Origin of the sequence: Mycoplasmopsis cricetuli ATCC 35279 (assembly GCF_000526955.1) — a bacterium.
Taxonomy (GTDB): Bacteria; Bacillota_I; Bacilli_A; order Mycoplasmatales; family Metamycoplasmataceae; genus Mycoplasmopsis; species Mycoplasmopsis cricetuli.
Window position 1 is genome coordinate 133,914 of the sequence record NZ_JAHB01000001.1, and the last position, 13,469, is coordinate 147,382.

At 23.3% G+C, this 13,469-nt stretch carries 11 protein-coding genes; 3 read left to right on the top strand and 8 right to left on the bottom strand.

What is annotated here, in order from left to right; genetic code table 4:
- Positions 1-154: 154 nt before the first annotated feature.
- The 3 genes from U744_RS04475 to U744_RS0100740 are packed head-to-tail and all read left to right on the top strand — an operon-like array spanning position 155 to position 3,333.
- On the top strand, positions 155-973 hold the full coding sequence (locus tag U744_RS04475; protein ID WP_025755206.1) for a GNAT family N-acetyltransferase: 819 nt from the start codon (positions 155-157) through the stop codon (positions 971-973).
- A 53-nt stretch (positions 974-1,026) separates the two neighbouring features.
- Entirely contained in the window at positions 1,027-2,379 is a 1,353-nt protein-coding gene (gene asnS, locus U744_RS0100735; protein WP_025755207.1) for an asparagine--tRNA ligase, read from the top strand.
- Positions 2,380-2,415: 36 nt separating this feature from the next.
- A complete protein-coding gene (locus U744_RS0100740; RefSeq protein WP_025755208.1) occupies positions 2,416-3,333 on the top strand; it encodes a nucleotidyltransferase in 918 nt (305 codons plus the stop codon).
- 28 nt (positions 3,334-3,361) lie between these two features.
- Here the strand turns inward: U744_RS0100740 and U744_RS0100750 are convergent, their stop codons facing one another.
- From U744_RS0100750 to U744_RS0100785, 8 genes are all read right to left on the bottom strand, one after another.
- On the bottom strand, positions 3,362-5,440 hold the full coding sequence (locus U744_RS0100750) for an MYPU_1760 family metalloprotease (protein ID WP_025755209.1): 2,079 nt from the start codon (positions 5,438-5,440) through the stop codon (positions 3,362-3,364).
- Positions 5,441-5,457: 17 nt separating this feature from the next.
- Entirely contained in the window at positions 5,458-6,780 is a 1,323-nt protein-coding gene (locus tag U744_RS0100755; protein ID WP_084644100.1) for a class I SAM-dependent RNA methyltransferase, read from the bottom strand.
- Positions 6,743-7,285 carry a 16S rRNA (guanine(966)-N(2))-methyltransferase RsmD gene (gene rsmD, locus U744_RS0100760; protein ID WP_025755211.1) on the bottom strand — a complete coding sequence of 181 codons (543 nt, stop codon included), beginning with the start codon at positions 7,283-7,285 and terminating at the stop codon, positions 6,743-6,745. Before rsmD ends, U744_RS0100755 begins: the two co-directional genes overlap by 38 nt.
- 23 nt (positions 7,286-7,308) lie before the next feature.
- Positions 7,309-7,866, bottom strand: coding sequence for a DJ-1/PfpI family protein (locus tag U744_RS0100765; RefSeq protein ID WP_025755212.1), 558 nt, complete (start codon positions 7,864-7,866; stop codon positions 7,309-7,311).
- A complete protein-coding gene (locus U744_RS0100770) occupies positions 7,866-8,750 on the bottom strand; it encodes an MSC_0882 family membrane protein (protein WP_025755213.1) in 885 nt (294 codons plus the stop codon). Before U744_RS0100770 ends, U744_RS0100765 begins: the two co-directional genes overlap by 1 nt.
- A gap of 44 nt (positions 8,751-8,794) precedes the next feature.
- On the bottom strand, positions 8,795-9,844 hold the full coding sequence (locus U744_RS0100775; RefSeq protein WP_025755214.1) for a hypothetical protein: 1,050 nt from the start codon (positions 9,842-9,844) through the stop codon (positions 8,795-8,797).
- An 8-nt stretch (positions 9,845-9,852) separates the two neighbouring features.
- Positions 9,853-10,410 (bottom strand): peptide deformylase, encoded by a 558-nt coding sequence (def, locus tag U744_RS0100780; RefSeq protein ID WP_025755215.1) that lies wholly within the window; start codon positions 10,408-10,410, stop codon positions 9,853-9,855.
- 107 nt (positions 10,411-10,517) lie between these two features.
- Entirely contained in the window at positions 10,518-13,466 is a 2,949-nt protein-coding gene (locus U744_RS0100785) for an AAA family ATPase (RefSeq protein WP_025755216.1), read from the bottom strand.
- Positions 13,467-13,469: the final 3 nt, after the last annotated feature.

Sequence of the window (13,469 nt, forward strand, 5' to 3'; positions counted from 1 at the left end):
CATTATTTTTTCTTATTAATTTTTTTATTTATAATTTGATTTCATTTTATTTAAAAATGATAGCATTTTTTAAAAATTAAAAACTTAATTATCATTAAGTAAAATAATATCCAAAATATAATAGTTATAAATAAATACTTTATAATTATAAAACATGAAAAATTTCATTTTAGCAAAATCTGAAGAAAAAGAAAAAATTCTTGATTTTTTATATAAAGAATCTCCATATTTAAATACCTTTTTAATCTCTGATATTGAATGATTCGGAGTTTCTAAAGGTAATGATATTATCACTTATATCAATGATGATTTAGATTTATCACACATAATTTTGTATTTTTACTCAAATTTAGTTATTTATTTTAAAGATGATAATTTTAATAAAATTCAATTTAGAGAAATTTTAATCAAACACAAAGTTAAAAATATAGTTGTAGTTGGAATAAATCCAGAAATTTTAGTCAAAATTGCCAAAGAAGATAATATTAATTATGAAATTCACTTAGAACAATTTGATCGTTTAGATAAACAAAAATACAAAGATAATATCAAGGGGGTTCCTCTTAAATCTGAGAAAATTACTTTAAATGATATTCCAGAAATTATTAAATCAAGAAAATCAATTAAAGAATTTAATGAAATTGGAAAACAATATTTAAATTATGAATATTTAAAAAACTCATTTAAAAATAAAACATATTTTGGATATATTATTAAAAATAAAAATCAAATATTAGCTCATGCAGCTTCTTCCTCTATAACAAAAGAAGCTGTTATGATTGGGGGTGTTTTTTCCTTAGAAACAAATCGAAAAAAAGGTTTTGCTACTGATTGTACAATTAATTTATGCAATCAAATAATAAATCAAGGAAAAGTTCCAATTTTATTTTGAAACAATCCAGCTGCCGGATTTTTATATAAAAAACTTGGATTTAAAAAAATTGGAGAATTAGCTGTTTTAGTAAAGAAATAATTTATTGTAAATAAAGTATAATTTTATAATTTGAGTTTAGCAAGGAGCTTATTATGGTTTCAATTAAAAAAATTATTTTAAAGCCAGATTATTATAATGAAAAAAAATATCTTTTAAAAGGATGAGTAACTTCAAATAGAGGTAATAAAAAAATTCGTTTCATTAGTGTAAATGATGGAACAACAATCAAATCTTTACAAGTAGTATTTAAAGGTATTGATTTTAATTTTGAAATTTTAGATAAAATTAAAATTGGAAGTGCTATTATTGTTCAGGGAATTTTAAAATCAACTCCCCAAGCACAGCAACCGGTGGAACTTGAAGCTACTGAAATTAAAGAATATAAAATTGCTGATGAAGATTATCCAATACAAGGAAATGAAATCAAATTAGAAACATTAAGAGAAATACCTCATCTAAGACATAGAACTAATGTTTTAAAAGCAATAATGTTAGTGCGTTCTACCTTGGCCCATGAAGTTCATAGATATTTTATGCAAAGACAATTTTACTATATGAATTCACCAATTATCACTAGTAATGATGGTGAAGGAGCAGGTGAAACTTTTAATGTTGTTGATAATAAAGGTCAAACATTTTTTGGAGAAAACAATAAAGCCACTTTAGGTGTAACTGGTCAACTTCATGGAGAAGCAGCTGCGCTTGGAATGAATAAAATTTATACGTTTGCTCCTACTTTTAGGGCTGAAAATTCAAATACTAAGAGACACTTAGCTGAATTTTGAATGATTGAGCCTGAAGTTGCTTTTTATAAGCTACATGATGTAATTGAACTTGCTGATCATTTATTGAAAACAGTTATTAGAAATACATTGTTTAAAAATAAAGATGAAATTCAATATTTAAATGACAACTTTGATCAAGAGTTAATTAATAGATTACAACACTTTGTTAAAACTCCATTAAAAATTATTGAATATACTGAAGCAATTAAACAACTATCACAAGTTAAAGAAAAATTTGAAAATCAAGATATTAAGTTTGGACTTGATTTAGCCACTGAGCATGAAAAATATTTAACTGAAGTAATTTATAAGGCTCCGGTGGCAGTTATTAACTTTCCAAAAGATTTTAAAGCTTTTTACATGACTCAAAATTCTGATGGAAAAACTGTTGCTTCATTTGATTTATTGGTTCCTGGAGTTGGTGAGTTAATTGGTGGCAGTCAAAGAGAAGGTGATGTAAATAAATTAACTAAAAGAATTAAGGAATTAAATATTAATGAAAATGATTTAAAATGATACCTTGATTTAAGAAGATTTGGAAATTTAGGATCAGCTGGTTTTGGTATTGGATTTGAAAGATTGGTGATGTATGTAACTGGTATTGACAACATAAGAGATGTTATTCCTTTTCCGAGAACTTCAGGAAATATTAGAATGTAAAAAAATTAGCAATGCTAATTTTTTATATATTTTGCAATGAAAAACAAAATTACTAAAATTGGAATTGTAGTTGAATACAATCCCTTTCATAATGGGCATATTTATCAGCTCAATTGAATTAAAAATACATTTCCTAACTCGAAAATTTATGTAGCTATGTCACATAAATATTCACAAAGGGGAGAAATTATTTGTCTTTCCTGAAGAAAGCGTAAAAAGTATGCAAAACAATATGGAGTTAATAAATTTATCAAACTAAAAACTTCAATTTCTGCACAAGCTGCCCATATTTTTGCCAAGGAAAGTGTTTTGAAATTAGCTAAAAAGAAAATTGATTATCTAGTTTTTGGTAGTGAAACAAACAACATTGAAACTATGTTGCAAATTGCTCACACATTAAAAAAAAATATTGATAAATATAATTTTTTGGTTAAAAAGTTTCTAAAACAAAAGGGGTTAAGTTTTCCTAGAGCAACCAATTTAGCTTTGCAAGAACTAATGGGTGTTAATATAAATATGCCTAATGACATTTTAGGACTTGAATATGTTAAAACAATAGTAAATTACAATTTGCCTATTGTACCCATTTCAATAGCTAGAACAATTGATTTTCATTCTGAAACTACAACTGAAAATTTTGCTAGTGCCTCAAAAATTAGACAACTAATTAAATTTAAACAAAACTTTTCACATTACACTCCAGTAAAAATTAATGATATAAAACAAAAAAATATTGAAAGTACTTATATTAAATTTCAAAAATTTATTAAAAATACTTCAGCAAAAAAAATAGCTAAATACAAAATGATTTCTGAAGGGATGGAAAATCTTTTTAAAAAACAAATTCATCACAAAAGTTATGATGAATTCATTCAAGCATGTGTAAGTAAAAGATACACAGCTTCAAGAATTAAAAGAGCATATTTATTTGTTTTGCTGAAAATTAAAAAATAACTCATTAAATTTTGCTAATGAGTTATTTTTAATATAAAATTTTTTTAATTTGAATTTTTTCATTAGATGATTTTTCAATATAAAAATCTAAATCAGAATTTCGTTCATCTCTTAAAGTTGTAACTCTTCTTTGATCTGGAATTGAAATATTTTTATTAAAATCAATTTCATTTTCTTGAATTTCATTATCATTATTTAAATCAGTTCAAAAATAAACTTCACTCCCATTTGAAATCTTAACAAATTCTTCAGTTATATAGTTATAAAAATGTTCTTTAGGATATCTGCGATCTAAAAATTGTTCTTTTCGTTTTTTTCCTGAATTTAAAAATGCTCCATAATCAAAATTTTTATGACCAAAAAAGCTAAATGTATCTGAATATTGAAATTTTGCTTTTTGAATTAATTTATCTTTTTTTATAATTGCAAATCCTGTATATTTTTTATCAGGCAAATACCCAACAAATTTAATTTCATCTGAAACTGAATGATCAAAATTTATTTTTGAATGCAATAAATTATCATTGTTAATTAGATCATTTCATTTTCAAACATTTTTACTAAAAATTTGTGCAATAGCTTTACCATACCCCATAGTTTCAAGATACAAATTATAAAATTCTTCAGAACGATCTTTTTTAAATTTATTTTTTAAAGTTAAAAATTCATTTGGTTTTTCTTTAGATTCTGTCAAATATTCAAATTTAAAAGGAGTATTTGGATAAATTACATAATCATTTAATTTTATTTTTTTGTTATCAACAATATTTTTTAATGAGCTTAAATAAACTCTCATTCAATCATTTGATTGTCCATATTGAGAAACAACTAAATTTCCTTTTGAATTATCACTTTCAATTGCTCCATATCAATTAAAAAAATTAACTTTATTTGAAATAAGTCCAGGATCTAATAATGTATTTTCGAGTCCATCTTGAGGAAAATAGCTTTCAAATGCATATTTAGTATACTCTCGAGCAACAAGTTCGGTTAAAGAATAGTAATAACGAATTTCACTTTTAGTAAGACCATATTGACCTTCTGGACTAAAATAATAACGTTCATTATCTTTAATATTTAAAAAATCATTATTAGTATTAGAAAAATCTCATAAATTTTTTAAAGAAAAATTGTTGCTTATTCATTTTTCTTTTATTTTATTATTTGCATTTATATATAATGGATTATTTTTTAAATAACTAATTGTGTCTATATTAAAATTTAAAATATTTTTAAATTTTTTTACAAATTCTCCATTTCAATATTGTGCATGTCCTTGTTCATTTTCAATTGAGCTTCCATGATAATAAATTGGATACTTTGTATATTTCTTGTCTTCACTTGTTTCATTTTCATCTTTATCATCAGGTAAAACAATTTGAGCATAAGAGTTTGATCAATGATGTAAATATTCATGAAAAATAACACTCATTATACTTCCTACAATGCTATACAATTTAATTCCTTTTTCTAAAAAATTAAAAGCATTAATGTAAATATTTTTATTATTTGGAATATAAAGTCCATTCGCAAGAGGAGGAATAACATTAAAATCATTAATATTAATTGCTTCTAAATCAAATACTTCAGGTCCAAATGGAACTTTTCTTTTAAATTCCTGAGCTATTTTAACAAGTGCATTTTTTCCTAAAAGATAACGTTTATTATCATGAGAATCATTATAATATGCATATTCTCTAAATTTAATTTTAGTAATTGGATCTTGAAATTCTATATATCATTGATTGTATTCATTGTTAAAAAATTCTTCAACTATATTAAAATCTTCAATTTTATTGTTGTATTTTTTAACTATTATGTCACGAACACCTGGTTTTATTTCATTTCAATTAACCACCTGCACTTCTCCATCACTAATTGGTACTAAAGATTTTGGAGAAATATCAAGTTGTTGATCAAAATTTAAATAATTATTCATAATTTTAAGATTTTTAAGATCTTGCTTAATTGTTTTTTTGGACTTATTTATATTTGGTGAAACATTAACATTTAAAATTTTATAAAAAAGATAAGAAAATCCAGTTATAAAACCAATAGCTGAAAGTGAAATTGTTGCAAAAATCAATGGAATAAATTTGTTTTTCATATTTTTCTTTCTTAAAATTATTTTTTTGAAATTTTTACCAAAGTTTCAATATGATGTGTATTTGGAAACATATCATAAGGTTGGATTTCCTCAAATAAATAATTTAGTTTTTCAAATTCTTTTAAATCTCTGAGCAAAGTTCTTGGATCACAAGATAAATAAAAAATATTTTTAAATTGCATTTTATCTATTCAATTAATAACTTCAATATTAAGACCAGATCTTGGTGGATCAACAATAATTGCACCATTATAAAATTTTAAATCATAATTTTTAACTATTTTTTCAATTTTGCCACTGAAATAATAAAAATTTTTAGTTTTATTTAAATTTGCATTAATTTTTGCCAATTCTATTGCTTGTTTTTGCAATTCTATCCCTATAATTTTTGTATTCTTATCTAAATTTAATGTTTGTGAGAAAACTCCAACTCCACAATAACCATCAATAAAAATATTCAAATTAGTATCTTTTATTAAAAAATTTAATTTTTCTAAAATTTTTTCAAAAATTTTTAAATTTATTTGAAAAAAATTTTCAGGATTAATAATAAATTTTTTATTAAAAATTTTCATAAAAAATGGTGCTTTTTTAAAAATTTCTTTATAAATATTATTTTTTACAACAAACAACTCAACAATTAAATTATATTCTTTTAATTTTTCTATAAATTTTTTTGGCAAATCAAAATCATTATAAATTCCTATTGAAACCTGTAAATGATTATCAATATTACTTCTAACAGAAATTCAACTAAAAAAATTTAATTTTTGCAAATCTTTTTTAAAATAATTATTTGCTTGTTCTAAAAAATATTTTAAAAAATTATTAATTGAAACAAAATTTTGACTCAAATTGTTTGCTAGTAACAATTTCTTACTTTTAATTTGATATTCTCCTAACTTTAAAAAGTTATCATTAATATCAACAAATAATGGATACTTAACTTTATTTCTATAAAAATTATTTTGGTCAAAAATTATTTCCTTAATATTTTTTAAATTAATATTTAAATTTCACCCAAATAATTTTTTTAAATATTGATTCTTTCAATTAATTTGTTCTTGATAATCTAAATTAATTAAAGAATAAGAATTAAATGATAATAAATTATTAGTTCTTTTTAAACTTCTAGTAATTAAATTTACAATTTCTCCATATCCATAATTTTTATTTTCTTGGATAATTTTTATTTCTGCAACTTCATCAACAAATAAGTTGGGCACAAAAAAGCGTTTATTTTTAACTAAAACAACCCCTAATCCTTGGTAAGTTAATTCAAAACATTTTACTTTATAAAGTTTATTTTCAACATACATAGAGCAAATCAATTCTTCCATGTTTTTTTTGCTTATAAATTTTTAATTCATCAGGTAATTCAATTAATTTAGACACATCTGTCTCAATTATAATTTCGCCATCTAAATTTAATAATTTTTTTAAAGTAATTTCTTTTAAAGATTTTGAAACCAAATCAAAGTCTTTAAATGGGGCATCTATAAAAATAAAATCAAAAGGTTGATTTTCTTTTTTTAGATATAGCAAGGCATCTGTTTGAATTGCTGTAATATTCTTGCTTTTAATCAACAATAAGTTATTGATTAATACTTTATATACCTGACTATTTTTTTCAATTGCAACAATTTCTTTAGCTCCTCTGCTTTCTGCTTCGATGCTTCAAGCTCCACTTCCTGAAAAAAGATCTAAACAACGTTTGTTAGCAATTTTAAATTGCAAACTTGAAAAAATAGATTCACGAACTTTTTCTGTAGTAGGTCTAGTAAAATTAGAATCTGGCTCTTTAATTTTTAAATTACGATATATGCCTGCAATAATTCTTAACATAAACTAATTATTTATAAAACAAATTATTGTTCTTTAATTCCTTTCATAGCTGTTACAACCTTAGTATAAATTTTTTCTCCATAAAATTCTTTAACTATTTCAAGTCCTAAATCCATACCAGCATCTGCACATTTAGCTGTAATGATCTTGTTATTTTTAAAATTATTAGTTACATATTCATTTTTACGTAGTGTAGATCATGTTTTTATTGATCACTCACTTGGATATGAAGAATAAGTTAATTCTTCAGAAATAATATTGTTTTCTCTTAACACATTTGGAGCATCACAAATTGCTGCAATTGGTGTTTTGGTGTTTTTAATTAGATTTAAACTTTCTTTATTTGTTCTAAGATTTTGAGCACCAACTCCTCCAGGAATAAATATTAAATCATATTCATCAAAATTAACTTTATTTTTAATATTATCAATTGTAACAATATTATACTGACCTGTTAATTTTTTAAATTCAGGATGAAAATAATCAATTAAAACATTTTCATCTGCTCTTTTTATACATGACAATGGTGTTGTTAATTCAATATCATTAAATTTTGGTTCTAAAATAGTTAATACTTTCATTATTTTTTCCTAAATTTTAAAATTTTTCTTGATACTAAATAAATAATTAATGCTAATGGAAGCAAAATAGTTAATGTAAAAATAATAAAATAAAAATTTCTTCATGCCTTATTTAATTTTCTTTTAGATTCCTCTATAGTTGAAAAAACAACCCCTGAGTCATTGATAATAAATAACTTAGCATCTTCGATTCTTTTTTTATCATACAAACGAATAACAATAAATAAGATAGTAATAACAAATAAAATTGAAATACCAACAATTAACAAAATTTTCACATTTCCAAAGGTATTTTCTAATGCTTCTCTAATATTGAATTCAAAATTTAATTTTAAAGAACTGGTTTCAGGTGTTTTTATTTCAATAGTATTTCATTTGTATAATCCAAACACAATTAAATTAAATAAACCATAATATGTAAAAATAAAAATATAAATTCATAAAAATGATACTGATTTATGAATTAAACTTTTGCACAATTCAGCAAATGTTGTACTAGCTGCTAAATCTCCTAAAGCAAAACTTTCTCTATATCTAATTTCAATTTTTTTTCATGCAATAAGCTTAATTCAATTTTTAACTAAAAGAAAAACTGAAACTAAAAAAAACATCCCAATAAAAACTCACCAACCATATGCGTTAAAATTTAAAAATCAATTTACTATGGATCCTACAATAGTTAAAAGTAAAACAATGCATCAAAATATAATACCTATTTTTCTAATTTGTTTTTCTTTTTTTAAAATTTTATATGACTCTGGACTAATTATATTTTGAGGATCAATAAATTTATTATTAGTTTTTTGATTTAGATCAATAGAATTTTGAACTATTGAAGATTGTTGAATTTCAATTGTATTATTTGATACTTTTGGTTTAAACACATATCTCCTTTTATATATTTTATAATTTGAAATTATTATATATTTTAATTTGATCTTAAAATTTTATAAGCTTCTTTTAAAATATCTGCACTTAAATCATTAAAGCCTAACATTTTATCAATTTTTTTACCTAAAATAGAGATTAAATCATTTGTTGCTTCAGGTTTTAAATCTTTAAGTATATTATCAATAATTTTTGAATATCCATTTTTATTTATTTCGCTTTTCAAATTTATTTTAGAATTATTTTTTAATTTACTTAAAAGAATATCTTTTTTTTCTTTTTCTGTTTTATTTTCATAATTTAAAATTTCCTCAGATAATTGTTTTTCAATTTCTTTAAAATTATCACGAGCAGCATTAATTGAATTATTTAAAACTGAACCTAAATTTGAATTTTCAGAAAATGTTTTTAAAATTTTTTCTCTTAAATTATCATTATTTAAAGTATCAATAATAACATCTGTTGTTTGAGTAATTTTTAATTTTTCTTTATCAGTTAATTCATTTTCTGGTTTTTCTAAAGTTTTCAATATGTTTTGATCATTTTGAAAAAAAATTTTAATTTTAGAAATAATAATTGAAGGGTTATCACCCTGAAAAAGAGTTAGTGCTTTAATTGAAAAAGTTGTAAACTTATCTGCTCTTTGTTCATTAATACTTATAGATGCAAGAGTTGAAGTAAAAATTGGTATTAAAACAGCTAAATTTAAACCAGCAAAAATTAAACGTCTAAATATTTTTTTGTTTGTTTTTCTTTTGAAAAGATTTTTAATTCCTACAATTAAAAATATAATTGTTGTAATCGTCATTGCTAAAAAATAAACAATTAAAAATAAGTAAATTATAAAAAAAGTTCCCCAATTATTTACTAAACTACTATTAATGTATTTTTTTGCAATTAAAAAAAATCCAACACTTATTCCGCTTGAAGTTAAAATTATTAAAATGTTTGTAATAACATATTTTCATTGAAAAAAGAATCCAGTAAAAATAGCTCCAAACACAATTAAAACAAGAAATACTATTCCTATATACTTTAAAAAAAATAAATTATTAATTTTTTCTAAAATATTATTAATTTGTGATTCCATAATTTTCCTTAAATAATAATGGTTCTTTTGTTTGGTTTTTTTCAAGGATCTTTTTTATTGATTCTATCAATAAATAATTTTCCTTGCAAATGATCTAGTTCATGTTGAAAAATGATTGAAAGATATCCAGTTAAATCAATATTTACCAACTCTCTTTTGTAATAACTATACCCTTGAACTGTAAGTTTATAACTACGTGGAACATATCCTTCTTGATTTGCTCATTCTTCAGGTACTGAAAGACATCCCTCTCCTGCAGAAAGTGCAACTAGTTGGTCACTTTTTCTTAATATTTTAGGATTAAAAATAACATCTTTAAATATTGGATTTCCTTTATCATCAGGAAGATAAACATAAAAAACGTTTTTTAAAATACCATATTGAACAGCAGCAACACCAACTCCTGCTCTAAATTGACTTCCTTCTTTTTGAGAATCATCAATATGATAAATCATTTTTTCTGCAAGTTCAATATCTTCATCAAGTAAAGGTATTGAAACATCTAGTGATTTTTTTCTTAAAACTTCATTAGGCAAATTAACAATATTTATTTCAAATTTTTTCATTTTTTAATTATATTAAAAAACCAAATAATATTTTAAAGATTATAAAAACTGTTTTTAGCTTAACTTAATAAATAATTATCAAAAAAGACACTTTAAATGCGGCTTTTTTAAGAAATGGCTGATTTATTTTTTTGTATTAATTTTTCTGCATCAGAAAGTTTAATTGAAAAAAAACTAGTTACACCACGATTTTGCATTGTAGCACCTAATAATTGATCAACTCTTGACATTGTTCCATGTCTATGAGTAATAACTATAAACTGAGTTTGATTTTTTAATTGTTGTAAATAATTTGCATACCGCACCACATTTGATTCATCTAATGCAGCTTCAACTTCATCTAAAATACAAAGAGGTAACGGTCTAGCTTTCAGTATAGCAAAAAGTAATGAAATAGCAATTAATGATTTTTCTCCACCAGAAAATAGTTTTAAATTTTTAACACTTTTTCCTGGTGGTTGTGCATAAATAGAAATTCCACTTTCTAAAATATTGTTTGGGTCAACAAACTCAACTTTTGCTCCACCGCCTCCAAACATTGATTTAAATACTTTATCAAATTCTATATTAACATCATTTACAATATTACTAAGACGAGTAATAATAATTTTGTCCATTTCAGTTATAGCATTTAACAAAATATTTTTTCCTTCTTCAACTTCTGTTTGATTTGTGACAAAAATATTATATTTTTCTTCAACTTCTTCAAGTTGTGAAATTGAATCTAAATTAACATTTCCTAATTCTTTAATTTCTAAAGTTAATTCATCAATTACTTCTTTTGCTTTTTCTTTAGGTAAATTTAAAGAAAAATTTTTTAAAGCATATTCAACAGTTAAGTTATAAAATCCACCTAAACGATTTTTATATTGTTCAAGTAAATTGCTTGTTTCTTTTAAATTAAACAATTTTTCACTAAATGATTGAGTTAATTGATTCAATAATTTATTTGCATCATTTCTAAGTTCATTTAACTGTTCAATATCAGCATCTAATTTATGTTTAATTTGCAATGAAGCACTTAACTCAAAAATATGTTGTTTTAATTCTTTTTCAAGTTGATTAATTCTTTCAATAGTTGTACTGATTTTTTCTCCTGAAATTGAACTAACACTTGTTCCTAAAACACTATATTCTGATTCTAACTTATCTAATTTTTCACGAGCATGTTTAATTGAAATTATATTAGCTGATAATTCGTTGCTATAAGTAGTAACATAATTTTGTAAATTAATTGAATAATTTTTTAAGCTTTCAATATCATTTATTGTTTTTTTCTCAAGAATTTCAAGTCCAGGAATTAAATTTTTAAGTTCTATTATTTTTTCATCAAGACCTAAAATATCATCACTATCTTGTTTTGTTCCACCTACCATAATTCCCCCAGGTCGAACAATATCTCCATCTTTAGTAACTAACATATATTTTTTTTCTAAAATTTTTGATATTTTATTGGCTTGTTCAATATTTTCAACTACAACTATATTACCAAGTAAAAATTTGTTTAAGATTTCATATTCCTTGTTAGTTGTAACTAATTCATTTGCTATTCCTATAAAGCCAGCTTGATTGCGAATAACCATTAAATAATCATCTCTAATTGTTTTTTCTTTAATTGAATTTAAAGGAATAAAAGTGGCTCTTCCACCTTTATTTGATTTTAAAAAATTAATTGCTTTAACAGCACTCTCTGAATTATCTACAACTACATGTTGCAAACTTGAAGCCAATACTGCTTCAATAGCGCTAGTGTGTTCATGTTGAACTTTTAATATATTCGCAACAATACCTTTAATTCCTTTTAAATTATTTATATTTTCTAAAATTGTTTTAGTTCCCTTATATAAATTATTTTTATTTTCTTTTTTTGAAATTAAAATTCTTAATTGAATATTAATTTCTTGTTTTTTAATTGCTAACTTTGTTAGATTAGTTTGTAATTGATTAATCTTAATATTAACTTCTTGCAATTGCTTTTCAGATTTTTGTTTTTTAATTTTAATATCTTGCTCTGAGTCTATTAAATATTGTAAAACTTGTTTACTTTCTAAATAACTGGTTTCTAAAGCTTGTTTTTTCTCTTCTAAATTACTTTGAAATTCTCCAGAAGCAATTAAATTTCTTTTTGCTGTTTCATTGCTATGAATAATTTTTAATTCATTTAAGCGTGTTTCTAAACTAGTTTTTTTGGCTGATAATTCTGAAATTTTTTGATTTAAATTAGATTGTTCTTGTTTTTTATTAGTTATGTTAATAGTATATTCTTCAATTTTACTAGAGTAATCTTTTTTTGTTTCTTCAACACCTTCTAATTTTTCTTTTAAATCATATAAGGATTTTTCAAGATGCTTAATTTCATTGGCTAAATAAGCAATTTCAATATTTTTTAATTGTAAATTTTTTTCTTTATAAACTAAAGCTTTTTCTGCTTGTTTTCTCAAGGGAATCAATTGTTTTTCTAATTCACTTACATGAGCATTAATAACTCTTAGTGATTCTTCAGCTCTTTCAAGTTTTCTAAGTGATTCTGTTTTTCTTAATTTATATTTAGATACACCAGCTGCTTCTTCAAAAATTGCCCTGCGACTTTCATCACTTGCTTGTGCTATTTCACTTACAGTTCCCTGTGAGATAATGGCTAACGAACTTTTTCCAATTCCAGTTCCCATAGCAATTGATTTAATGTCTTTATGACGTGCTATTTTGCCATTAATAAAATATTCATTTAATGATTTATTACGATCTAAAGTTCTGGTAATACTAATGGTATCACCATCATAATTAGTAAGTTCAACTGAATTTTTAAAAGTTAATGTGACAGTAGCTTTATCAAGAGGTTTTGCAACTTTTGACCCTGAAAAAATAACATCTTTCATTTCATCACCACGAAGTTCCTTGGCGCTTTGCTCACCTAAGACTCACTTAATAGCATCATTGATATTGCTTTTTCCTGAACCATTTGGTCCAACTATTCCTGCTACTCCTCCATCAAATCGCAATACAATTGGATCAGCAAAAGATTTAAATCCATGAGCTTCAATTTTAATTAATTTCATATT